The sequence below is a fragment of the Janthinobacterium sp. PSPC3-1 genome (assembly GCF_049896105.1).
Lineage (GTDB): Bacteria > Pseudomonadota > Gammaproteobacteria > Burkholderiales > Burkholderiaceae_D > Janthinobacterium.
In genome coordinates this window covers 358,847-382,375 of record NZ_JAFCTQ010000001.1, presented here as the reverse complement: position 1 = coordinate 382,375, position 23,529 = coordinate 358,847, and the positions used below count along the sequence as shown (strand labels likewise).

Genomic DNA, 23,529 nt, shown 5'->3' with positions numbered 1-23,529 from the left:
TATTTACTACAGAAAGCCGCCCCGGTGAGTGGGGGCGGCCGATGGAATGCCAGTGCTGATGGATTAGTCGCCTTGGTAAAGCGCCAGGCCACCACTGTAATTGCCAAATTTGGTGTACTGCCCCATGAAAGTGAGGCGGATGCTGCCGATCGGCCCGTTACGCTGTTTGCCGATAATGATTTCGGCCGTGCCCTTGTCGGGCGAATCTGGGTTGTAGACCTCGTCGCGGTAAATGAACAGGATCACGTCGGCATCCTGCTCGATCGCGCCCGATTCGCGCAAGTCCGACATCACCGGACGCTTGTTCGGGCGTTGTTCCAGCGAGCGGTTCAGCTGCGACAGCGCGATCACCGGGCAGCCGAGTTCTTTCGCCAGCCCTTTCAGGCCCCGTGAAATTTCGGAAATCTCGGTGGCGCGGTTGTCGCCGGGACTATTGGCCGACATCAGCTGCAAGTAGTCGACGATGATCAGGCCCAGCTTGCCGCACTGGCGCGACAGACGGCGCGAGCGGGCGCGCAGCTCGATCGAGTTGAGCGCCGGGGTTTCATCGATGTACAACTGGGCGTCGTTCATCTTCTGGATCGCGTTGGTCAGGCGCGGCCAGTCTTCGTCGTTCAGGCGGCCGGTGCGCAGGCGGTGCTGGTCCAGCTGTCCGACCGAACCGAGCATACGCATGGCCAGCTGGGCGCCGCCCATCTCCATCGAGAACACGGCCACCGGCAAGCCGCTGTCGATCGCCACGTTCTCGCCGATATTGACGGAAAACGCGGTCTTGCCCATCGACGGACGGCCGGCCACGATCACCAGGTCGCCCGGCTGCAGGCCGGACGTCATGCGGTCGAGGTCGATGAAACCGGTCGGCACGCCGGTGATTTCACTTTGATTGTCGCGGCTGTAGAGCTCGTCGATGCGCTCGACCACCTGCGTCAGCAAGGGCTGGATCGCGGTCCAGCCCTGGGCGCCGCGCGCGCCTTCTTCGGCGATCGCGAAGATCTTCGATTCGGCTTCGTCAAGCATCTGCTTGACTTCCTTGCCTTGCGGGCTGAAGGCGGTGCCCGAGATATCGTCGGCCACGGTGATGAGTTTGCGCAGCACGCCGCGGTCGCGCACGATCTCGGCGTAGCGGCGGATATTGGCGGCCGACGGCGTGTTCTGCGCCATCGCGTTCAGGTAAGCGAGTCCGCCCACATCCTCGGCCTTGCCGAGCTGGGTCAGGGTTTCAAAAACAGTAATGACATCGGCCGGTTTGGAGGCGTTCACCATCTTGACGATTTGCTCGAAGATGATGCGATGGTCATAGCGATAGAAATCATCCGCATGCATGAAATCGGCAATGCGGTCATACGCGGCATTGTCGCGCAGCAGGCCGCCAATGACGGACTGTTCTGCTTCGATCGAATGCGGCGGTATGCGGAGGGAATCCAGTTGTGGATCTGAGGGGGCGTTCATGGCGCGAATTATACCCGCTTCGGCGTCCGGGCAAAAATAAAGGGCTGAAAATCAGCGAAAAAAAGGCGACAAAAAAGCCGGGCGAACCCGGCTTTTTCTATTGCGGCAATGCCTGCAGGCCAAGGCCTGCAAACGATTTACGCGTTTGCGTCTGGTACGACGGCAATGACCACTTCCACCACCACGTCGGTGTGCAGAGCAACCGAAACGTTGTGCTCGCCAACAACTTTCAGCGGGCCGGTAGGCATGCGGATTTGTGCTTTTTCAACAGCAAAACCTTGCTTGGTCAGCGCTTCAGCGATGTCGAAGTTGGTGACGGAACCGAACAGACGGCCATCGACGCCAGCTTTTTGAGCGACTTGAACGGTCAGGCCGCTCAGTTTTTCGCCCTGGGCTTGCGATGCGGCCAGTTTGGCGGCAGCAGCTTTTTCCAGTTCGGCGCGCTTGACTTCGAATTCGGCGATCGCGGTAGCGGTAGCACGACGGGCCAGGCGTTGTGGAATCAGGAAGTTACGTGCGTAACCGTCTTTGACTTTGACGACTTCGCCGAGGTTACCGACGTTAACAACTTTTTCTAACAGAATGATTTGCATAGTTCTTCTCCAGGAATATCTGACCGATTAAGCGTGGTGCAGATCGGTGTATGGCAGCAGCGCGAGGAAGCGAGCGCGCTTGATTGCGGTGTCAACTTGGCGCTGGTAGTGCGCTTTGGTACCGGTCAGGCGTGCTGGCATGATCTTGCCGTTTTCTTGGACGAAGTCTTTCAGCGTGTCAACGTCTTTGTAGTCAACTTGTTCAACGTGTGCTGCGGTGAAGCGGCAGAACTTCTTGCGTTTGAACAGTGGGTTTTGCTGTTTGCGTTTTTCTTTAAGCTTGAGCTTATTTTTGTCGAACTTTTTACCGAATGCCATGTGAGGCTCCTGTATCTATAAATGCGCTAGTCAGAAATGACTGCACTAAAATCAATGATGTGAAACACCAAACTCTTGCTGTTGCGGCTTTTTCTGGCCAGGAAACCCGTGAACTGATACACCCCGCCCAAGCTTGCCTGGCTGAACCGGCCTGAAATTTCGCCAGCGGCAAGCGCGGCAACATCAAACTCGGTCAAACGGGCAATACCGGCTTCCATCTGCTGCGAACTGTGCTGCAATACTGCATTCACGATCGGCAACCCTGCCGGGGTATAGCGCAATATTTCGCGCTCGGCAATGATGGCGGTAACTTGTAACTGGTTCAGCGCACGATCCTGCTCAATTAGGCTGCTGCTGCGGCTGGAGCGGCTGCTGGTGCTTCGGTGCGGTGGCTTTTCGCCGCATCTTCGCGTTGTACCGATTTCATCATCGGCGAAGGAGCTGTTTCAGCTTTCTTCATTTTAACGGTCAGGTGACGCAACACGGCATCATTGAATTTGAATGCAGTTTCCAACTCGACCAGGGTCTCGTTGTCGCATTCGATGTTCAGGCAGATGTAGTGTGCTTTAGGCAGCTTCTGGATCGAGTAAGCCATTTGACGGCGGCCCCAATCTTCCACGCGGTGAACCGAACCGCCGCGGGTGGTTACGCTGGCTTTGTAGCGTTCGATCATCGCGGGCACTTGCTCGCTCTGGTCCGGATGGACGATAAAGACTATTTCATAATGACGCATGCAAACTCCTTCAGGTCGGATTGATAATCGCCCACCCCGGCGTCAAGACGGGTGTGGGAAGGTCAGCCGAAGATTATAACCGCCTTTTGCAATCCGATCAACCATTGCTTCTTCGACGGCGCCTGGAGCGGCGGCCGGCCTGCCCTTTTTGCGCGCCAGGTGATTTTTTGCATCGAAATCAGCCGAAAATGCCGAAAGTCGCTTGCATAGTCGGCGATACTGTACAAAAATACAGACTGTTCATATAGACAGCATTTCACTATGCACCCACCATCCATGATCAAGCTGACAGCACGACAAGAACAAATCCTGAACCTGATCAAGGACGCGATTGAAAACACGGGTTTTCCTCCGACCCGCGCCGAAATCGCCAATGAATTGGGTTTCAAATCGGCCAATGCGGCCGAAGAGCATTTGCAGGCCCTGGCCCGCAAGGGCGCGATCGAGATTTCGCCGGGCACCTCGCGCGGCATCCGCCTGATCGGCGCGTCCGTCACCGAGCCGGCGCTGCCGAAAGTGCCGGCCGCGCTGCTGATGTCGCTGCCGCTGATCGGCCGCGTTGCCGCCGGCTCGCCGATCCTGGCGCAGGAAAACCTGGAAGCGAGCTACAACGTCGACCCGGCCCTGTTTTCCAGCAAGCCCGACTTCCTGCTGAAAGTGCGCGGCTGGTCGATGCGCGACGCCGGCATCATGGACGGCGACCTGCTGGCCGTGAAAAAGATCGACAGCGCCAAGAACGGCCAGATCGTCGTGGCCCGCATCGGCGATGAAGTCACCGTCAAGCGCTACAGGAAGACCGGCACCCTGATCGAACTGCTGCCGGAAAACCCCGACTTCAAGGTGATTACCGTGTCGCCGGAAGACGAATTTGCGCTGGAAGGTCTCGCAGTCGGGCTGATGCGCAGCTGGCATTAATCGATTTCACGCAAAAAGGGCCGCGACAGCATTGCTGTCGCGGCCCTTTTTACTTGCCGTAGCAGTTAAGCGTCCAGCGCGCTCTTGAAATCATCGAGCAGATCGGCTTCGTCTTCGATACCGACCGAGACGCGGATCAACGACTCGGCAATACCCATGCTGGCGCGGCGCTCGGCACCCATCTCGTAGAAGATCGTGTGCGCCACCGGTATCACCAGGGTGCGCGTGTCGCCCAGGTTACTGGCAGGAATCGCCAGCCTCAAGCGGTTGAGGAAATCGAAGCAGTCGATGCCGTCTTTCAGCTCAAAGCTGAACAGCGAGCCGTAGCTGCGGAACAGCTCGGTGGCGAGCGCGTGCTGCGGGTGGCCCGGCAAGCCCGGATAGTGCACGGCCGCCACGCGCGGATCGGCCTGCAGCATGGTGGCCAGCGCCAAGGCGTTCGAGCAGGTGCGGTCCATGCGCAGGGCCATGGTTTCGGCGCCGACGGCGATATGGTGGGCCGCTTCCGGCCCCAGCGAGGCGCCGAAGTCGCGCAGGGCCTTGGCGCGGATCTGCGCAATGCCCCACTGTTTCGGCGCCGCCTTTTTATAGTTCTCGAAAATATTCGGGTACTGCGTCCAGTCGAACACGCCCGTATCGGTCAGGCTGCCGCCCAGCGCATTGCCGTGGCCGCCGATCGACTTGGTCAGCGCATTGATCACCAGGCCGGCGCCGACCGCTTTCGGGCGGAACAGGTAGGGCGTGGTCATGGTGTTGTCGACGATATACAGGATGCCTTTTTCGCGGCACAGCTCACCGATCTTTGCCAGGTCGGCGATCTGGGTGCGCGGATTGGCGATGGTTTCGACGAACACGATGCGCGTTTGCGGCGTGATGGCGGCCGCCACGTTGGCGACATCGGTGGCATCGACGAATGATACGGCGATGCCCTGCCCCGTGACGGTCTGCCACAGGCTGTTGGTATTGCCGAACAAAAAGGCCGACGACACCACATGGTCGCCCGCCCGCAGCAGCGACTGCACCACGGCGCCGATGGCGCCCATGCCGGTGGCAAAGCACAAGGTGGCGACGCCGTCTTCCATCTGGTTGACCTTGTCTTCCAGCGCGGAGACGGTCGGGTTGCCCTGGCGGCCATAGCGGAAGCCCGGTTCCTTGCCCTGGAACACGGAGGCCAGCTGGCGCGCGTCGCTGTAGCCGAACGCGACCGAGGTATGCACGGGCTTGTGCAGCGAGCCGTGTTCGATGCCCTTGCGGCGGTCGCTATGCAGGATGGTGGTGGTAAAGCCGTAGTTTTTTTTGTCGTTCATGATCGCAGAGAAAAAAAAGCCCGGCGCAGGCCGGGCAGGTTACTTATGCTTCCGTGGTCGCCAGGTTCAGGTTCAGCTGGGAACGCGGCGTGTCTTCGGGTGCGGCCGCCTTCGGATTATGGCGCGCATATTCCAGACGGTCCAGGTAGTCCTGCGATACATCGCCCGTCACGTAGACGCCGTCGAAGCACGACGCTTCAAAGCTGGTCAGGGCCGGATTGACGTCGGCAATCGCCTGCTTCAGGTCGTCGATATCCTGGTAGACCAGGTAGTCGGCCGTGATTTCGCGGCACACCTCTTCGGTGGTGCGGCCGTAGGCGATCAGCTCGTCGCGCGTCGGCATGTCGATGCCGTACACGTTCGGGTAGATCACCGGTGGCGCGGCCGAGGCGAAGATCACCTTTTTGGCGCCCGCTTCGCGCGCCATCTGCACGATTTCGCGGCTGGTGGTGCCGCGCACGATGGAGTCGTCGACCAGCAGCACCACTTTGTCCTTGAATTCGGACGGGATGGCGTTGAGCTTCTGGCGCACGGACTTCTTGCGCGCCGCCTGGCCCGGCATGATGAAGGTACGGCCGATATAGCGGTTCTTGATAAAGCCTTCGCGGTACTCGATATTCAGCGCCAGGGCCAGCTGGATGGCGGCCGGACGCGAGGAATCGGGAATCGGCATGACCACGTCGATGCCGCCTTCGGGCAGTTCGCGGCGGATCTTTTCGGCCAGGTATTCGCCCATTTTCAGGCGCGTGGCGTAGACCGAGGCGCCGTCGATGACGGAGTCGGGACGGGCCAGGTAGACGAATTCGAACACGCAAGGGTTCAGGCTGGCGTTGTCGGCGCATTGCTGGCTGTGCAGCTGCTTGTCGGCATCGATAAAGACGGCTTCGCCCGGCGCAATATCGCGCACGAAGCGGAAGCCCATGCCTTCCAGCGCCACCGACTCGGAGGCGATCAGGTATTCGGTGCCCTGCTCGCTTTCATTGATGCCCAGGCACAGCGGACGGATGCCGTGCGGATCGCGGAAGGCCAGCAGGCCCACGCCGGCGATCTGGGCAACGGCAGCGTAACCGCCCTTGACGCGGCGGTTCAGCACGGTGACGGCCTTGAAGATGGCTTCAGGATCGAGCACCAGGCCGGTGGTGGCCTGGTGGATTTCATGGGCCAGCACGTTCAGCAGCACTTCCGAGTCGGAATCGGTATTGATGTGGCGGCGGTCGTTCTTGAACATCTCCTGCTTGAGCTGTTCCCAGTTGGTCAGGTTGCCATTGTGCGCGAGGGTAATGCCGAACGGCGCATTGACATAGAACGGTTGCGCTTCTTCTTCGCTCGACGAGCCAGCGGTAGGATAGCGGCAGTGGCCGATGCCGGAATTGCCTTGCAGCGAACGCATGTTACGCGTACGGAAGACGTCGCGCACCAGGCCATTGGCCTTGTGCATGGAAAACATACTGCTGTGATTGGTCGCAATCCCTGCCGCGTCCTGACCGCGATGTTGCAAGAGCAACAATGCGTCATAGAGCAATTGATTGACAGGTTGATGGGAAACGACGCCGACGATGCCACACATGGTGTGCTCCTGTAACTGTGCTACTGATTTAAAAAGATCAAAATTTCACATGCTGCGCGTAGGCGGCAGGCAGATAAGGCTTGATGGTGCGCGCGCCCTGTTCGGCGTATGGACTGAGCAAGGCGTTCTTCCAGAACGGCTGTTGCGGAATCGAGGTCATGCCGCACAAGATGACGGTGGTCAGCACAATTACAAGCCCCCGCGCCGCGCCGAACAGGCTGCCCAGCATGCGGTCGGCCAGGCTCAGCCCGGTCACCTTGACCAGCGCATCGACCGTCATGCCCAGCAAGCCCATCAGGATGCGTACGCCGATAAACAGAATCACGAAGGCCAGCAGCAGGCGCACGGCCTCGCCAGGAATCACGGCCGGCAGGAATTTCGCCAGGGTCGCGCCGTAGGCATTGGCGGCGACAAACGCCACCACCCAGCTCACCAGCGACAGGATTTCCTTGATCAGGCCGCGCATCATGCTGATCAGCACCGAAGTTGCCAGCACGAACAGCACCAGGTAATCGAAGATCGTCACGCCGTCAGCCCGCCAGATCTACACTGCTCACGCCGGCACCAGGCTGCCACCCAGGCCCAGCTTTTGCAGCTTGGCGCGGGTTTTTTCCGCCTCGTCGCGGCTGCCGAACGGCCCCACGCGCACGCGGATGCGCTGGCCACCGGCGCTGGACACTTTTTGCGTATAGGAATTGATACCCGCGTCGCGCAATTTCGCCTGCAGCTCATCGACCTTGTCCTGCGTCGCCAGCGCGGCGACCTGCACCACAAAGCGGCCCGAATCGGCGTCGGCCGACTTCTCCGCAGGCTTGGCCTCCGCCCTGGCGGCGGGCTTGCCTTCCAGGATGGCCATCGCGCGCGCCGCATCGTCATTCGATTTTTCCACCTTGGCCGGCTTCGGCTCGGGCTTCGGCTCCGGCTTGGCTTCATGTTTCGGCTCGGGCTTGGGTTCAGGCTTGGCTTCCCGCTTCGGTTCGACCTTCGGCTCAGGCTTGGCCTCATGCTTGGGCTCGACCTTGACAGGCTTCGGCTCGACATAGGCCGGCTTGACCGGCTCGGCGGCGGCCACCACGGTGGCCGGAACCGGCGTTGGCATCGGTACTGGCTTGCTTCTGGCCGGCAATGGCGTGTCGACGATTTCCTCGGACTGGTCCAGGCCATTGCTGGCCGCGCCCTGGGCGGGCACCGCCTGCACGGGCGCCGGTACCGGGACCGGTGCGGCGGCCACTTTGTCCTTCGACGGAATCTCGATGGCGATATCGTTGACGGGCGCCTTTGGTTCGGAATCGAGCAGCATCGGCAGGCCGACGGCCACACCCAGCGCCAGCGCGATGGCGCCGATCAGGCGGCGGCGCGCACGTTTCTTTTCCGGCAAGGCGGGATCGGGCGCATCGCGGCCAGCACGGCGGCCACCGCCACCGGCGGTATTGGCGGCACGCTTGCGGGTCGGCGACTGTGCTTCGCCAGGAACATAAAAGCCGCTGTCTTCGCCAGAGGATTCTTGCTTGTTTTTAAACAGTTTCGAGAACAAGCCCATGCGTCATTTTCAGTCGAGTGCGTTTCAGTGAAGTGAGGATTTCCTGGCCTTCATCACGCCGGCAACGGTGAGGAAAGAACCAAAGACCACAATTCTATCATTCTCACCGGCCCGGCTCATTGCATTTGCAAAAGCTTGTGCCGGGTCATCGAAAACAGACACTGTATGATCGCCGCTGTCCGGCTTGTCTTCCAGCATGATCTGCACCTTGGCCGCCAGCTCGGACGCAGTGGCCGCGCGCGGCGACGGCAGGCCCGCCAGGCACCAGTGATCGACGTGCTCGCTCATGGCGGCCAGCACGCCGTCGATATCCTTGTCCTGCATGGAACCGAACACGGCATAGGTATACGGGTGAAAACTCATATTGCCCAGGTTCTGGTTCAGCGCCGAGGCCGCATGGGGATTGTGCGCCACGTCGAGGATCACGCTGGGGCGGCCCGGCAACACCTGGAAACGGCCCGGCAGTTCCACCGTGACCAGGCCGGTGCGCACTTCCTGCGCGCCCACCGGCAGTTTCAGTTTCAGCACTTCCAGCGCGGCCAGCACGGCGGTGGCGTTCAGGATCTGGTTGGCGCCGCGCAGGCTCGGATACGCCAGCGAGTTGCGGCGCTGCTCGCGCCCGCCGTAGTTCCACTGCTGCTTGTCGCCCGAGTAGTTAAAGTCGCGGCCCATCAGCCACAGGTCGGCACCGATTGCCGTTGCATGGTCGATCAGCGATTGCGGCGGCACCGGGTCGCTGCAGATGGCGGCCTTGCCAGCGCGGAAGATGCCGGCCTTTTCAAAGCCGATCGCCTCGCGCGTGTCGCCCAGGTAATCGGTATGATCGATATCGACGCTGGTGACGATCGCCACGTCGGCGTCGATCACATTGACGGCGTCCAGGCGCCCGCCCAGGCCCACTTCCAGGATGGCCACATCGAGATTTGCCTGCGACAGCAAATGCAAGATGGCCAGGGTGGTGAATTCGAAATACGTCAGCGGCGTGTCGCCACGCACGGCTTCGACGGCATTGAAACTGGCGACGAGCTGCTCGTCGCTGGCCATTTCGCCCAGCACGCGGGCGCGCTCGTTAAAGTCGAGAAAGTGCGGCTTGATATACAGGCCCACTTTGTAGCCGGCGCGCAACAGCACCGACTCCAGCATGGCGCAGGTGGACCCCTTGCCATTGGTGCCGGCCACCATGATCACGGGGCAGGCAAAGGCCAGCTGCAGGCGCGCCTTGACGGCCTGCACGCGGTCCAGGCCCATGTTGATCTGGGTTTCCGAATGCCGGGCTTCCAGCATGGCGAGCCAGTCTGGCAAAGTGGTGGGGAGGTTTTGCATGGGAGACTTCTTGAAGAGGAAACGATGCGCCGCGCGCGAAGACGGTAAAACGTGGTCACCGGGCTGGCCGCATGGCGCAACCCGGCATGGCAGGATTTAAGCGAGGACTTCCACAGCCTGGTTTTGCAACAACGCCAGCAGATGGGCGATTTCTTCGCGCATCTTGCGGCGGTCGACGATCATGTCGACGGCGCCCTTGGTGACGAGGAACTCGGCGCGCTGGAAACCTTCCGGCAGCTTTTCGCGCACGGTGTTTTCAATCACGCGCGGGCCGGCAAAGCCGATCAGCGCTTTCGGCTCGGCGATCACCACGTCGCCCATGAAGGCGAAGGAAGCGGATACGCCGCCCATGGTCGGGTCGGTCAGCACGCTGATGAAGGGCAGTTTCTTTTCGGCCAGCTTGGTCAGCATGGCGGTGGTCTTGGCCATCTGCAGCAGGGACAGCAAGCCTTCCTGCATGCGCGCGCCACCGGTGGCGGTGATGCAAATGAACGGCACTTTCTGTTCCAGCGCGATCTGCGCGCCGCGCACGAAGCGCTCGCCGACCACCGAACCCATCGAACCGCCCATGAATTCGAATTCAAAGCACGCCACCACCACCGGCAAGCTCATGATGGCGCCGCCCATGACGACCATGGCGTCGGTCTCGCCGGTCGCTTCCATGGCGGACTTCAGGCGGTCCGGGTATTTCTTGCTGTCCTTGAATTTCAGCGTGTCGACCGGCAGGATTTCCTGGCCGATTTCATAGCGGCCGCCAGCGTCGAGCAGGCTGTCGAGGCGTTCACGCGCGCGGATGCGCATGTGATGGTCGCATTTCGGGCAGACGTGCAAATTCGATTCCAGGTCCGTACGGTACAGCACGGCTTCGCACGACGGGCATTTGACCCACAGCCCTTCCGGCATGGTCTTGCGCGCGGCAGCATCAGAGCGCTGTATGCGCGGTGGCAGCAGTTTTTCCAACCAACTCATATTTTTCTCCTGTTACCCTTGTCGGGCAAGAATGTCGTGTCGGTGCGTCGATGGACGCCCCCGGCGAACGATGATGAGGCAGCCGCGTCTTGCGGCGGCCCCTGTTTTATCTATTGCACAATATCAGCCAATTCAGTGGCCGAAGTGTAGCCGTTTATCGCCGGGCTGTCGAACTTTGCCATATTAACGCCTTGCTTTGAAGGCAATATTGTCAGGCATCCAGCGCGGCGCGGATACCGGCCACAAAGCTGCGCACGGCCTCGGCTTCGCCACCTTGCGGGGCGTTTTCTATCTCCTGGATGATGCGGCTGCCGATCACCACGGCGTCCGCCACCTCGGCCACGGCGCGCGCGGTGGCGGCGTCACGGATGCCGAAACCCACACCGATCGGCAGTTTCACGTGCTGGCGGATGGCGGCCAGGCGTTCGGCCACTTGCGCCGTATCGATATTGCCGGCGCCGGTCACGCCTTTCAGCGACACGTAATAGCTGAAGCCGCCGCCGACCTTGGCCACCTGCGCGATGCGCTCTTCGGTGGAGGTGGGCGCCAGCAGGAAGATCAGGTCCAGGCCGCCGGCACGCATGGCAGCGGCGAACTCTTCGCATTCCTCGGGCGGATAGTCGACCACGATGGCGCCGTCGGCACCCGCTTCCTTCGAGGCGGCGATAAAGGCGGCGCTGCCGATGCGCTCGATCGGGTTGGCATAGCCCATCAGCACCACCGGCGTGCTCTGGTTGGTCTTGCGGAACTGGCGCACATACTCGAACACATCGTGGATGCCGACATTGAATGCCAGGGCGCGCTCGCAGGCGCGCTGGATCACGGGGCCCTCGGCCATCGGATCGGAAAACGGCACGCCCAGTTCCAGCACGTCGGCGCCGCCCTCGACCAGCGCGTGCATCAGCGGCACGGTGGCGTCGGGACCGGGGTCGCCGGCGGTAATAAAGGTGACCAGGGCGGTCTTGTTGTGGGCTTTTAAGGAGGCAAAGGTTGCGGCGATACGGGACATGGATGGCTTTCTTGTAATCGGTGAGAGATGTCGGATTACGCGCTTGCGCGCTAATCCGACCTACGACAGGAATGGCTTTTCAACTGTTCAGCTGAAATTGAGTCCCATGCGCTCGGCCACCGTATGCATGTCCTTGTCGCCGCGGCCCGACAGGTTGGCCAGTACAATTTTATCTTTTGGCAAGGTTGCCGCCAGCTTGGCCGCATAGGCCAATGCGTGCGACGATTCCAGCGCGGGAATGATGCCTTCGATATGGCAGCAGTCGTGGAAGGCCTGCAGCGCTTCGTCGTCGGTGATCGAGACGTATTGCGCGCGGCCCGAGTCTTTCAGCCAGGAATGCTCGGGACCCACGCCCGGATAGTCGAGACCGGCCGAGACGGAATGCGTCTCGATGATCTGGCCATTATCATCCTGCAGCAGATAGGTGCGGTTGCCATGCAGCACGCCAGGGTAGCCGGCCGTCAGCGAGGCCGAGTGCTTGCCCATTTCCAGGCCTTCGCCGGCCGCTTCCACGCCGATCAGCTGCACATCCTTCTGGTCGACATACGGATAGAAAATACCCATGGCGTTCGAGCCGCCGCCGATGCAGGCCAGCACGTAGTCGGGCTGGCGGCCCGTCATTTCCGGCATCTGCACCAGGCATTCCTCGCCGATCACGGACTGGAAGTCGCGCACCATCATCGGATACGGGTGCGGGCCGGCCACGGTGCCGATGATGTAAAAGGTGTTTTCAATGTTGGTGACCCAGTCGCGCATCGCTTCGTTGAGCGCATCTTTCAAGGTCTTGGAACCGGATTCGACCGGCACCACGGTGGCGCCCAGCAGCTTCATGCGGTACACGTTCTGCGCCTGGCGCTTAACGTCCTCGCTGCCCATGTAGACCACGCATTCGAGGCCGAAACGCGCGCAGATGGTGGCGGTGGCCACGCCGTGCTGGCCGGCGCCCGTTTCGGCGATGATGCGCGGCTTGCCCATGCGCTTGGCCAGCAAGGCCTGGCCGATCACGTTGTTGATCTTGTGCGCGCCCGTATGGTTCAGGTCTTCGCGCTTGAAATAGATCTGCGCGCCGCCAGCCATCTCGGACCAGCGCTTGGCGTGGTAGATCGGCGACGGGCGGCCGACGAAATGCTTCAGCTCGTAGCGGAACTCTTCGAGGAACTCCGGGTCGGCGCTGTAGCGCGCATAGGCGTCCTTCAGCTCGGCCAGCGCGTGCGTGAGCGTTTCGGCCACGAACGAGCCGCCGTAGGGGCCGAAGTGGCCGCGTGCGTCAGGAAAAGGATAATCGGTGGCGTGGAACAATGCGGCGGCGCCGCTGGTATTGAATGGCTTCATGGGGTATTTCCTCTGGCAATGATGGCATCGGCGTCCTGCACCGCGGCAATAAACGCGCGGACTTTGGACGCTTCCTTGATGCCCTTGGACGCCTCGACACCACTGCTGATGTCAACCGCGTAAGGGCGTACGCGCACCACTGCGTCAGTCGCGTTGTGTACGCTCAAGCCACCACTCAAAACGACCCGAGGCGCGAGTTCTTCTGGAACGAGAGACCAATCAAATACCTTTCCTGCACCGCCGTAGGCATCCACATAGGTATCGAGCAAGAGGCTGGAAAACAGGGGACTGGCGGCGCGATAGCGCTGCTCGTATTCTAGCAAATCTTCCACGCTTGTGTCAGGCTTGACGCGGAACACCTGCACGAACGGCGTATGCACGGCTTGCGCCAGGGCAGCGCTATGCTCTGGCGTTTCGTCGCCGTGAAACTGCAGCAGCGACAGGGGCGCCACCGCCGAGATCGCCTGCACTTCTGCCACGCTGGCGTTGACGAACAGGCCCACCGTGGCCACATACGGCGGCACGGCGGCAATCAGGCTGGCGGCCTGCTCGGGCGTCACATGGCGCGGGCTTTTCGGATAAAACACGAAACCGATCGCGTCGGCGCCGGCGGCAACCACCGCCTGGACGTCTTCGACGCGGGTCAGGCCGCAGATCTTGATACGGGTGCGTGGCATGGAAATATGTCCTTGTTAAAACCAGGGCAAGGCGCTGCTGGTGTCCTGCGGCAAGCCCCATTGCGGGTCGTAATCGATTTTCGCCAGGTACAGGCCGTCCGGCATGAAGGTGGGCGCGGCCGCATGGCGGTCCTTGCTTTCCAGCAGATACGCCAGCCACTCGGGTTTTTCACGGCCGCTGCCGATATACACCAGCGAGCCGACCAGGTTGCGCACCATATGGTGCAGGAAAGCATTGGCGGTGATGGTAAAGATGACCATGTCGCCACGGCGTTCGATATGGATGTCATGCATCAGCTTGACGGGCGACTTGGCCTGGCACTGGGCGGCGCGAAATGCCGTGAAGTCGTGCCAGCCGAGCAAGGGCTGCACTGCCTGCCGCATCAGTTCGACGTCGAGCGGGCGAAAAAAGAAGCCGGCGCGGCCCTGGACCAGCGGCGAACGGGTCGGATTGTTGTACAACACATAATGATAGGTGCGGGCGCGGGCGCTGAAGCGGGCGTGAAAGAAATCATTGACGGTCGGGTCGCCCGGCAATTCCTTGGCCCAGCGCACGGCAATCGAGGCCGGCAAGAAGGCGTTGACGCCACGCACCCAGGAATGGATGTCGCGCGTCAGGGTGGTATCGAAATGCACGACCTGTTCCAGCGCATGCACGCCGGTATCGGTGCGGCCGGCGCAGGTGGTGGCCAGGCGCACGCGGGCAAATTTCTCCAGCGCGTTTTCCAGCTGGTCCTGCACCGTCAGGCCGCTTTCCTGCTTCTGGTAGCCATGCCAGGCCAGCCCGTCATACTGCAGGCCCAGGACGATGCGCTTCAATGGCGTTGCTTCGTTAGTATTTTGCATCGCCGCATTATACCGGGCCTGACCATTCCGCCTAAGCGCCCGAAGACGGTACGAATAGTACGGCGAGGACAAGCAACGCAGCCATGAGCGTCGTATCAGGTGATTAACTCAGTAATGCCTTCATCGTGTTGGCCTTGGCGACCTGCTCCGCGCTGCCGCCCTTGATCACTTCATCGATCAGCTCGCGTGCGCCTTCCTTGTCGCCGATCTCCTGGTAGGCGATCGCCAGGTCCAGCTTGGTATCCATTTCCATGTGGATGGCCGACAGCGGGTCGTCCACGCCGGCACTGGCCGCCGTCTTGCCCTCGTTCAGGTCCAGGTCGATGCCGGTCAGGTCGAATTCCTGCGGCGCCGGCGGCGTCTCGGCTGGCACGGCCGCTGCGGGCGGCGTCACGGGCGTGACTGGCGGCTCCAGGTCGAAATCGGCCAGGTCGACGTTTTTCAGGGGATCGGGCAGCGGCGTCAAGCCAGGGCCCAGGCCATTGGCGGGACCGCCAGGCGGCTCCAGGTCCAGGCCGAAATCCATGCTGGCGTCGTACTGGGCCGGGTCCTTGCCGTCCAGCTTGCCGACCGGTGCATGGGCAGGCGCAGGCATGGTGATCGGGTCGCTGGTCGATACCGGTTCAAAGTCGAGGCTGTCAAGATCGAAGTCGAGCGGATGGCGCTCGTCGCGCGCCGGCACCGGTGCGGTTGGCGTGGCTGGCGCGGGCTCGGCCGGCGGCAGGTCGATATCGAAGGCGCTGTGATTGAGCGGCAAGTCCACGCTCTGACCGTGCAGCGGCTCTTCGGGCGGCTTGCTCAGGCTCACCACCGCATCGACGTCGGCGTCACCGTACAGCGGATTGGTCGGATCGAGCGCGGCGCCCATGGCGGCCGCTTGCGGCCATTCGTCGCCGTGGCCGCGGGTCTGGCTGTACAGTTCGCTGGCCTGGTCTTCGAAGGCGGCCACGTCCTTGCGTGCCGAATAGATTTCCAGCAGCTTCAGGCGCGCCGCATGGCGGTCGGGGTTGGCGCGCAAGGCTTCCTTGAGGATATCTTCCGCCTGGCCATCGCGGCCATAGGCGATATACACATCGGCTTCGGCCACCGGATCGACTTCATTCGAGGCCAGCGCGGTGCTGGCCACCGCCGCCACGCCGGCGGCGGCGACGCCAGCGCCGAACAGATGATTGCTCGCTTCGGACTGCTGGTCTTCCGGCGCCAGGTCGTGCGGCTTGTCGGCATCGGTCCCGGAACCGGTCCCGGCAAGCGATGGTTCATCGGGCGGCAGCACCGGCGCAATGTAGTCGTGCGCCGGCGGCGTGTCTTTCTTGCGGCGCGCGATCACCAGCGCGGCCACCGCCGCAAACAGGGCGGCCAGGGCGATGCCGATGGCGCCCAGGTGGTCGTTGATCTTGTCGGCGAAGGTCGGTTCCAGCGGTGACGGCTTCTTGACCAGCGGCACCGGTTTGGCCTTGGGCACCGGCGGCTGTGGCGCAACCGGCTGTGTTGCCGGCGCGTTGGCGGCGACCTCGTCAGGCTTGGCCGGCGACGGCGCACTCTTGTCGGCCATGGCCTTGTTCTTCACGGCCATCAGCTGTTCCAGGTCGCTGACGTTCTTTTCCAGCTCTTTGACGCGCGAGGCCGCTTCGTCCACCTGTCTGGCCTTAGCGATCTTTTCTTCCTCGCTGGCCACGGTGCTCTTGCCGGCCGCCTTGGCTGCCGGCTCGGCTTTCGACAGTTTCAGCTTGTCTTGGGCTTCGCTCACCGCCGTCGGTTTTTCTTCGACCTTGGTAGCACCGATCTTGCCGCCCGTGCTTTGCGTGGCCTGGGCCGCGCGCGCGGGACGGCTTTGCGCCACCTGCCCCGCCAGCTTGTTGCGGTAGGCTTCGAAATCGATGGCATGCGCCGTGACCACGCCCTTCGCCTCGGCGGCATCCGTGGCGCGCACGGTGTCGCTGGACGGCACGGCCAGGATGCGTCCGGCCTGCATGCGGTTCATGTTCTCGCCCTGGAAGGCGTCCGGATTGGCGCGGTACAGGGCCACCAGCATCATGTCGAGCGAGACGCCCGACGGTTTCAGTTCACTGGCGATACGGCTCAGGGTATCGCCGCGCTTGATGCGATAGTCGGACCTGGCCTCGGCGGCGGGCGCTGCCGGCGTGGCGGGCGCCGCACCGCTACCTTGCCCCTTGCCTGGCTGCACCGGCGCGGCCACTTGCGCGCCACGCGTCTGGCGCGCTTCCGGGGTATCGAGCACGAAAGCGTATTCGCGGGTCTGCACACTGCCCTTGCTGCTCAGTTCGACCATCAGGTTGACCAGCGGTTCGGTCAGCGGCTGCGCCGAGCTGATGCGAATATAGGGGGTGCCGGTACGCGTCTCGATGGCGAACGTCAGGCCGCTCAGGGCGGGATTGAAGTCGACCACGGCCCGGCGATAGGCATCGGGCGGCGCCAGCTTGGCCAGCAAGGCCGACGTTTCACCCGGCTTGACGGCGGTCAGTTCGACTTCCGCGCGCAGGGGCTGGCCCACGGCGGACAGTACCGTAATCTTGCCCAGCTCGGCCGCGTATGCCGCCGGTGACAATAACACCGCGCAGGCGACCGCGCTGCTGAGTGTTTTGATGGCAAGGGAGGCGACTCGGGGACGAGTATGTACAGGCATAATTGGTGGCATCTTGGTTGGCATGGGAAAACAGTTACTTTTCCAGATGTACCAACATATCATCATGTATCCAGCTGTGCAAGCTTTCCTCCTATGTAACGCGGCTTCCTTGCCCGTCAGTCGCTACGCGGCGGCAGCGGGAAGACGGCGTCTGGTGACGACGACGCGGACACATACAGGTAGTCGAGCAGCTGGACGGCACCCAGGAAATGGATCGGATGGCGCTGCGGCACACGAAAAACGCCGGCGCGGCCCTGGTGGGCGGCGCCGGCGTGCTGGCAAGGGCAGTCTGTCAGCGAGGCGGGATCAGTCGAGCAAGATGCGCAGCATGCGGCGCAGCGGCTCGGCCGCACCCCACAGCAGCTGGTCGCCGACGGTGAAGGCGGACAGGTATTCGCCGCCCATGCTCATCTTGCGCACGCGGCCGACGGGAATCGTCAGGCTGCCGGTGACGGCCGCCGGCGACAGGTCGCGCACCGATGCTTCGCGCGTGTTCGGCACGAATTTTACCCACTCATTGTTACTGGCGATAATGTCGTTGATCTCGTCGAGCGGCACGTCTTTTTTCAGCTTGATGGTCAGTGCCTGCGAGTGGCAGCGCATGGCGCCGATGCGCACGCACAGCCCGTCGACCGGGATTTCCTTGCTGCCGAAGTCGATGCCGCGGCCGAGGATCTTGTTGGTTTCCGCGCCGGCCTTCCATTCTTCCTTCGACTGGCCGTTGCCCAGGTCCTTGTCGATCCACGGGATCAAATTGCCGGCCAGCGGCGCGCCGAACTGCTTGATCTCGTCAGCCGAATAGCCGTGCTGGGTGGCCAGCACCTGGCGGTCGATTTCCAGGATGGCCGAGGCCGGATTTTCCAGCAGCGCCTTGACGGAACTGTTGATGGTGCCGAACTGCGTCAGCAGTTCGCGCATGTGCTGCGCGCCGCCGCCCGAAGCCGCCTGGTAGGTCATCGAGGTCATCCAGTCGATCAGGTCGTGCTGGAACAGGCCGCCCAGGCCCATCATCATGCAGGACACGGTGCAGTTGCCGCCGATATAGTTTTTCACGCCCTTGCCCAGCGCGTCCTTGATGACGTGCAGGTTGACCGGGTCGAGCACGATGACGGCGTCTTTTTCCATGCGCAAGGTCGAGGCCGCATCGATCCAGTAACCGTCCCAGCCGGCTGCGCGCAACTGCGGGAAGACGGCACTGGTGTAGTCGCCGCCCTGGCAGGAAATAATGATGTCGCACTTGGACAGTTCGGCGATGCTGTTGGCATCCTTCAGGATGGTTTCATTCTTCGCCATCGCCGGCGCCGCGCCGCCCGTGTTCGAGGTGGTGAAAAACACCGGTTCGATATGGGCGAAATCGCCCTCTTCCTGCATGCGTTGCATCAGGACCGAACCGACCATACCGCGCCAACCTACCAAGCCTACTAATTTCATTACCATTCCTCGAGAAGAGACGGCCAACGCCGTCATTGAAATATATATTACGCCAACGCTTTCACAACCGCATCGCCCATCGCCTCGGTGCCCACTTTGGTGGTACCCGCTTCGTAAATATCGGCCGTGCGCAAACCCTGCGCCAGCACGCTTTTCACGGCGGCCTCAATCCGGTCGGCCTGCTCGGCGCGGTTTAAAGAGTAGCGCAGCATCATCGCCGCCGACAAAATCGTCGCCAGCGGATTGGCGATGCCCTTGCCGGCAATATCCGGCGCCGAGCCGTGCGATGGCTCGTACAAGCCCTTGTTGTTGGCGTCCAGCGAAGCCGACGGCAGCATGCCGATCGAACCGGTCAGCATGGCGGCCGCGTCCGACAGGATGTCGCCGAACATGTTACCGGTGACCATCACGTCGAATTTCTTCGGCGCCCGCACCAGTTGCATGGCGGCATTGTCGACATACATATGGTCGAGCGCGACATCCGGGTATTCCTTGTGCACGTCGGTGACGATGTCTTTCCAGAACTGGAAGGTTTCCAGCACGTTCGCCTTGTCGACGCTGGTCAGGCGCTTGTCGCGCTTTTGCGCGGCCTGGAAGGCGACGTGGGCGATGCGGCGGATTTCGCCTTCCGCATAGCGCATGGTATCGAACCCTTCGCGCTGGCCCTTGAACGGACCGTCCGGGCACTCGCGCACGCCGCGCGGCTGGCCGAAATAAATGTCGCCGGTCAGTTCGCGGATGATCAGGATATCGAGGCCCGACACCACTTCCGGCTTCAGGGTCGAGGCGCCCGCCAGTTCCGGGTACAGGATGGCCGGACGCAGGTTGGCGAACAGGCCCAGGTTCTTGCGCAGGCCCAGGATGGCTTGCTCGGGGCGGAACTGACGCTCCAGGTTGTCGTACTGGTAGTCGCCGACGGCGCCGAACAACACCGCATCGGCCGCCTTGGCCAGGGCCAGGGTACCTTCGGGCAAGGGGTGACCGTGGGCGGCATAGCCGGCGCCGCCGACGGGCGCCGTTTCCAGCTCAAACGATTCACCGAGGACATTCAGGACCTTGACGGCCTGGGCGACGATTTCAGGACCGATACCGTCGCCGGGCAGGATAGCAATTTTCATGTTTTTATAGAATTAAATAACGTTGGCAAGCCAGGGCTGGTTCGATAAATGGCGTTCTTCGAAGGCGCGGATATCGTCGGCGTGGCGCAGGGTCAGGCCGATATCGTCGAGGCCGTTCATCAGGCAGTACTTGCGGAAGGCGTCGATCTGGAACGGGTACGACACCGAGCCGCTGCTGGTCGCCACGCGCTGCTGCTCCAGGTCCACCACCAGCTTGTAGCCGGGGAAAGCCTTGACTTCATTGAACAGATGATCGACCTGGGACTCCGACAACACGATCGGCAGCAGGCCGTTCTTGTAGCAGTTATTGAAGAAGATATCGGCAAACGAGGGCGCGATAATGGCGCGGAAGCCATATTGATCGAGCGCCCACGGCGCGTGTTCGCGCGAGGAGCCGCAGCCGAAGTTCTTGCGCGTCAGCAAAATCGACGCGCCCTGGTAGCGCGGCTCGTTCAGCACGAACTCCGGGTTCAGCGGACGGCGGCTGTTGTCCTGGCCCGGTTCGCCGTGGTCCAGGTAGCGCCATTCATCGAACAGGTTGGGACCGAAGCCGCTGCGGTGGATCGACTTCAGGAATTGCTTCGGGATAATCGCGTCGGTATCGACATTGGCGCGGTCCAGCGGAGCGACCAGGCCTTCGTAAATCGTAAATTTATCCATGCTGTGTGTACTCGGTAGGACGGCCGGCGCGCAGGCACCGCACCGTCACAGGGTTATTTTCCGCCGGCACCAGTGACGACCTGGCCGACTTTCTGCACATCGCGGCCGAAACCCGACACGGTATTGCAGCCGGCAAGCAGGGCGGTGGCGATCAGGAGGGCGAAGAGTTTTTTCATTGTATGCTCGTTGGTCAGGGTAGGGGTTGGAACTGCCAGTGTACGCCAGCGGCACCAGCCCCGTCATTCATCGCAAGCCACGCACATCGACAAAATGCCCGGCAATCCCCGCCGCGGCCGCCATCGCCGGCGACACCAGGTGGGTACGCCCGCCCTGCCCTTGCCGGCCTTCGAAGTTGCGGTTCGAGGTCGAGGCGCAGCGCTCGCCCGGCTCCAGGCGGTCTGCGTTCATCGCCAGGCACATCGAGCAGCCCGGTTCGCGCCATTCGAAACCGGCGTCCTTGAAGATGCGGTCCAGGCCTTCGCGTTCGGCCTGGTCCTTCACCAGGCCCGAGCCCGGCACCACCAGCGCCAGCCTCACGTTCGAGGCGCGGTACTTGCCGCGCACCACGGCGGCGGCGGCCCGCAAGTCTTCGATGCGCGAGTTGGTGCACGAGCCGATAAAGACCTTGTCGATGCGGATATCCGAGATCGGCGTGTTTGGTTTGAGGGCCATGTAGACCAGCGCTTTTTCGATGGCGTCGCGCTTGACGCTGTCTTTCTCGTGGTCGGGATCAGGCACGCGGCCGTCGATGCCCACCACCATTTCAGGCGAGGTGCCCCAGGTGACCTGCGGCTCGATCTCGGCAGCGTTCAAGGTGACGACCAGGTCGAAACGCGCGCCCGGGTCCGAATGCAGGGTGCGCCAGTAGGCCACGGCGCGGTCCCAGTGCGGGCCGGCCGGCGAAAACGGGCGACCCTTGACGTAGTTGATGGTGGTGTCGTCGACGCCGATGATGCCGGCGCGCGCGCCCGCCTCAATCGCCATGTTACAGACCGTCATGCGTCCTTCCATCGACAGCGCGCGGATGGCCGCGCCGCCAAACTCGATACAGTAGCCGGTGCCGCCGGCCGTGCCGATCTTGCCGATAATGGCCAGCACGATGTCCTTGGCCGTCACGCCGGCCGGCATCACGCCGTCGACCTGCACCAGCATCGATTTCGATTTCTTCTGCAGCAAGGTTTGCGTGGCCAGCACATGCTCGACTTCCGAGGTGCCGATGCCGTGCGCCAGCGCACCGAAGGCGCCGTGGGTGGACGTATGCGAGTCGCCGCACACCACCGTCATGCCGGGCAGGGTCGCGCCCTGCTCGGGGCCGATCACGTGCACGATGCCCTGGCGCTTGTCGTTCATGTTGAAATACGTCAGGCCGTAGTGCTTGGCGTTCTTGTCCAAGGTTTCGACCTGCAGGCGCGAGACCGGATCGGCAATACCGTCGGCGCGGCTGGTGGTCGGCACGTTATGGTCGGCCACCGCCAGGTTGGCGGAAATGCGCCACGGCTGGCGCCCGGCGTCGCGTAGTCCGTCAAACGCTTGCGGGCTGGTCACTTCGTGCACCAGGTGGCGGTCGATATACAGAATGGTCGTGCCGTCTTCTTCGGCCCGCACCACGTGGGATTCCCAGAGTTTGTCGTAAAGCGTCTTCATCATGAATTATGCAGCAATGCCACAGCCTGTAGTAAGTGATCAAGTGATACCAGATTCATACGGTGATCCACAAGGATTATGCCATATTTTGCCCATTACAGAACCGAAAGCGGCCCAGCCGTGGGATTGGCGATACAAAGTTTGGCCGCAGTGTTGGATTTGAGCTGAAAATTGCCGATTATGGCCTGCTTGTGGCATCAGGCCGGGCCAGCAATCCGGCCGCCCGAAGCAACCACGGCGGCACCACAAAGCGATAGGACTTTCAAGGGCTTTCGTGTATTGTATTTTGACAACAATATCAAGGAACAACACTGATGAGACCAAGTTTTTTCGCATGGGCCGCACTGGCCATCGTCGCGGCCAGCCACGCACAGGCCGCCACGCCTGGCGAGATCTGCGTGCAGGACTTGCGCGCCATTCCCGGCTTCCTGCTGGAAAACGATACTGGCGCGCGCCAGCACCTGGCGCAAAAAGGGCAAGCGTATTTCGACCAGGCACTGGCCACGGCCAGCCAGGCGGCAAGCGCCGCGCCTGACGCCGCCGCCTGCGACGCGGTGCTGGAAAACTACGTGGGCGTGTGGCGCAAGGGCCATCTGCATGTCAAGCCGGGCAGCGCCGTGGACATTGCCAAGCCGGCACCGGCGCAGCCTGCCGCCAGCGGCCAGGCCGCGCCATCGAAAGCGCCCACGCTGCAGTTGCTGAGCAGCCAGACCGTGCTGCTGAGCCTGCCCAGCTTTCGCGGCAACCACAGCGCGGCGATGCAGGCCTTGCTCGACACCCACCGCGAGGCGCTGGCCGCACGTCCCAACTGGATACTCGACGTGCGCCGCAATGGCGGCGGCAGCGACAATACCTACGCGCCGCTGCTGCAATGGATCAGTTCGGGTGAAATGGTGCGGGTAGGCGCCGAATGGCTGTCCACGCCGGCCAATATCGCCGGCCAGGAAAGCGTCTGTGCGCTGCTGGCGCCCGGCGACGCCGCCTGCGCGGCGTTTGCCGGCCAGGCCGTGGCGCAGATGCGCACGGTCCAGGCCGGCGAATTCGCGCCGCAGCAGCCAGGCGGCACCATCAGCTATCTGCGCGTCGACGGACAAACGGCGCAGCGGCCGGCAAGGGTGGCGATCCTGGTCGACCGCGACTGTGCCAGTTCCTGCGAAGAATTCCTGCTGGCGGCGCGGCAAAGTTTTCACGTCAAGCTGATCGGACGCAACAGCTATGGCGCGCTCGACTATTCGAACCTGCGCCTGCATGCCCTGCCCTCGGGCGTGCGCCACCTGCAATACGCCACCTCGCGCTCGGCCCGCCTGCCGCATCTGCAGGTGGACCTGGGCGGCATTCAACCCGACATCTATCTGCCGCCGCCCAAGGACGAGGCCGGCCGCGACGACGAGATCGTGCGCGTGCAGCGCTGGCTGGAAGGCGGCACGCTGCGCCGCGACGGCGCATAAAAAAAG

General features: G+C 62.4%; 23 protein-coding genes. 2 read left to right on the top strand and 21 right to left on the bottom strand.

Features of this window, described 5'->3' with window-relative positions:
- Positions 1-63: 63 nt before the first annotated feature.
- The 5 genes from ACP7B7_RS01740 to rpsF form a co-directional block, all read right to left on the bottom strand.
- On the bottom strand, positions 64-1,449 hold the full coding sequence (locus ACP7B7_RS01740; protein WP_308925158.1) for a replicative DNA helicase: 1,386 nt from the start codon (positions 1,447-1,449) through the stop codon (positions 64-66).
- A gap of 137 nt (positions 1,450-1,586) precedes the next feature.
- Positions 1,587-2,042, bottom strand: a complete 456-nt coding sequence (gene rplI, locus ACP7B7_RS01735) for a 50S ribosomal protein L9 (protein WP_308925157.1) — start codon at positions 2,040-2,042, stop codon at positions 1,587-1,589.
- Positions 2,043-2,069: 27 nt separating this feature from the next.
- Positions 2,070-2,360 (bottom strand): 30S ribosomal protein S18, encoded by a 291-nt coding sequence (gene rpsR, locus ACP7B7_RS01730; RefSeq protein ID WP_010400024.1) that lies wholly within the window; start codon positions 2,358-2,360, stop codon positions 2,070-2,072.
- Between the two features lie 26 nt (positions 2,361-2,386).
- On the bottom strand, positions 2,387-2,686 hold the full coding sequence (gene priB, locus ACP7B7_RS01725; protein ID WP_308925711.1) for a primosomal replication protein N: 300 nt from the start codon (positions 2,684-2,686) through the stop codon (positions 2,387-2,389).
- A 17-nt stretch (positions 2,687-2,703) separates the two neighbouring features.
- Positions 2,704-3,093: a 30S ribosomal protein S6 gene (gene rpsF, locus ACP7B7_RS01720; protein WP_034750499.1), complete on the bottom strand. Its 390-nt coding sequence runs from the start codon at positions 3,091-3,093 to the stop codon at positions 2,704-2,706.
- Positions 3,094-3,369: 276 nt separating this feature from the next.
- Between rpsF and lexA the strand changes: the two genes are divergently transcribed.
- A complete protein-coding gene (gene lexA, locus ACP7B7_RS01715; RefSeq protein ID WP_308925710.1) occupies positions 3,370-4,008 on the top strand; it encodes a transcriptional repressor LexA in 639 nt (212 codons plus the stop codon).
- Between the two features lie 65 nt (positions 4,009-4,073).
- Here lexA and ACP7B7_RS01710 read toward each other — a convergent pair whose 3' ends face one another.
- The 16 genes from ACP7B7_RS01710 to leuC all read right to left on the bottom strand — a co-directional run bounded on the left by ACP7B7_RS01710 (position 4,074) and on the right by leuC (position 22,078).
- Positions 4,074-5,315: a cystathionine gamma-synthase family protein gene (locus ACP7B7_RS01710; RefSeq protein WP_426075550.1), complete on the bottom strand. Its 1,242-nt coding sequence runs from the start codon at positions 5,313-5,315 to the stop codon at positions 4,074-4,076.
- A gap of 43 nt (positions 5,316-5,358) precedes the next feature.
- A complete protein-coding gene (purF, locus tag ACP7B7_RS01705; protein WP_308925155.1) occupies positions 5,359-6,882 on the bottom strand; it encodes an amidophosphoribosyltransferase in 1,524 nt (507 codons plus the stop codon).
- A 37-nt stretch (positions 6,883-6,919) separates the two neighbouring features.
- Positions 6,920-7,408, bottom strand: a complete 489-nt coding sequence (locus tag ACP7B7_RS01700) for a CvpA family protein (RefSeq protein WP_308925154.1) — start codon at positions 7,406-7,408, stop codon at positions 6,920-6,922.
- A 27-nt stretch (positions 7,409-7,435) separates the two neighbouring features.
- Positions 7,436-8,422, bottom strand: coding sequence for an SPOR domain-containing protein (locus ACP7B7_RS01695; RefSeq protein WP_308925153.1), 987 nt, complete (start codon positions 8,420-8,422; stop codon positions 7,436-7,438).
- A 24-nt stretch (positions 8,423-8,446) separates the two neighbouring features.
- On the bottom strand, positions 8,447-9,745 hold the full coding sequence (gene folC, locus ACP7B7_RS01690) for a bifunctional tetrahydrofolate synthase/dihydrofolate synthase (RefSeq protein ID WP_308925152.1): 1,299 nt from the start codon (positions 9,743-9,745) through the stop codon (positions 8,447-8,449).
- A 96-nt stretch (positions 9,746-9,841) separates the two neighbouring features.
- Positions 9,842-10,714, bottom strand: a complete 873-nt coding sequence (gene accD, locus ACP7B7_RS01685) for an acetyl-CoA carboxylase, carboxyltransferase subunit beta (RefSeq protein ID WP_065310462.1) — start codon at positions 10,712-10,714, stop codon at positions 9,842-9,844.
- 211 nt (positions 10,715-10,925) lie between these two features.
- The gene (trpA, locus tag ACP7B7_RS01680; protein ID WP_308925151.1) at positions 10,926-11,723 is read right to left on the bottom strand and encodes a tryptophan synthase subunit alpha; all 798 of its coding nucleotides are present in this window, start codon (positions 11,721-11,723) and stop codon (positions 10,926-10,928) included.
- 87 nt (positions 11,724-11,810) lie between these two features.
- Complete coding sequence (gene trpB / locus ACP7B7_RS01675; protein ID WP_308925150.1) at positions 11,811-13,055, bottom strand: tryptophan synthase subunit beta; 1,245 nt, start codon at positions 13,053-13,055, stop codon at positions 11,811-11,813.
- On the bottom strand, positions 13,052-13,732 hold the full coding sequence (locus tag ACP7B7_RS01670) for a phosphoribosylanthranilate isomerase (RefSeq protein WP_308925149.1): 681 nt from the start codon (positions 13,730-13,732) through the stop codon (positions 13,052-13,054). The genes trpB and ACP7B7_RS01670 overlap by 4 nt, the downstream gene beginning before the upstream one ends.
- Positions 13,733-13,747: 15 nt before the next feature.
- A complete protein-coding gene (gene truA / locus ACP7B7_RS01665) occupies positions 13,748-14,578 on the bottom strand; it encodes a tRNA pseudouridine(38-40) synthase TruA (RefSeq protein ID WP_426075549.1) in 831 nt (276 codons plus the stop codon).
- A gap of 103 nt (positions 14,579-14,681) precedes the next feature.
- Positions 14,682-17,144, bottom strand: a complete 2,463-nt coding sequence (locus ACP7B7_RS01660; protein ID WP_374694266.1) for a FimV/HubP family polar landmark protein — start codon at positions 17,142-17,144, stop codon at positions 14,682-14,684.
- A 384-nt stretch (positions 17,145-17,528) separates the two neighbouring features.
- On the bottom strand, positions 17,529-18,653 hold the full coding sequence (gene asd, locus ACP7B7_RS01655; protein ID WP_308925146.1) for an aspartate-semialdehyde dehydrogenase: 1,125 nt from the start codon (positions 18,651-18,653) through the stop codon (positions 17,529-17,531).
- 47 nt (positions 18,654-18,700) lie between these two features.
- A complete protein-coding gene (gene leuB / locus ACP7B7_RS01650) occupies positions 18,701-19,771 on the bottom strand; it encodes a 3-isopropylmalate dehydrogenase (protein ID WP_308925145.1) in 1,071 nt (356 codons plus the stop codon).
- 12 nt (positions 19,772-19,783) lie between these two features.
- Complete coding sequence (gene leuD / locus ACP7B7_RS01645; RefSeq protein WP_426075548.1) at positions 19,784-20,431, bottom strand: 3-isopropylmalate dehydratase small subunit; 648 nt, start codon at positions 20,429-20,431, stop codon at positions 19,784-19,786.
- A 53-nt stretch (positions 20,432-20,484) separates the two neighbouring features.
- On the bottom strand, positions 20,485-20,607 hold the full coding sequence (locus ACP7B7_RS01640; RefSeq protein WP_308925143.1) for an entericidin A/B family lipoprotein: 123 nt from the start codon (positions 20,605-20,607) through the stop codon (positions 20,485-20,487).
- Between the two features lie 67 nt (positions 20,608-20,674).
- Positions 20,675-22,078: a 3-isopropylmalate dehydratase large subunit gene (gene leuC / locus ACP7B7_RS01635; RefSeq protein ID WP_308925142.1), complete on the bottom strand. Its 1,404-nt coding sequence runs from the start codon at positions 22,076-22,078 to the stop codon at positions 20,675-20,677.
- 311 nt (positions 22,079-22,389) lie between these two features.
- On the opposite strand from leuC, the gene ACP7B7_RS01630 reads away from it, so the two are divergent.
- On the top strand, positions 22,390-23,523 hold the full coding sequence (locus tag ACP7B7_RS01630; RefSeq protein ID WP_426075547.1) for a S41 family peptidase: 1,134 nt from the start codon (positions 22,390-22,392) through the stop codon (positions 23,521-23,523).
- Positions 23,524-23,529: the final 6 nt, after the last annotated feature.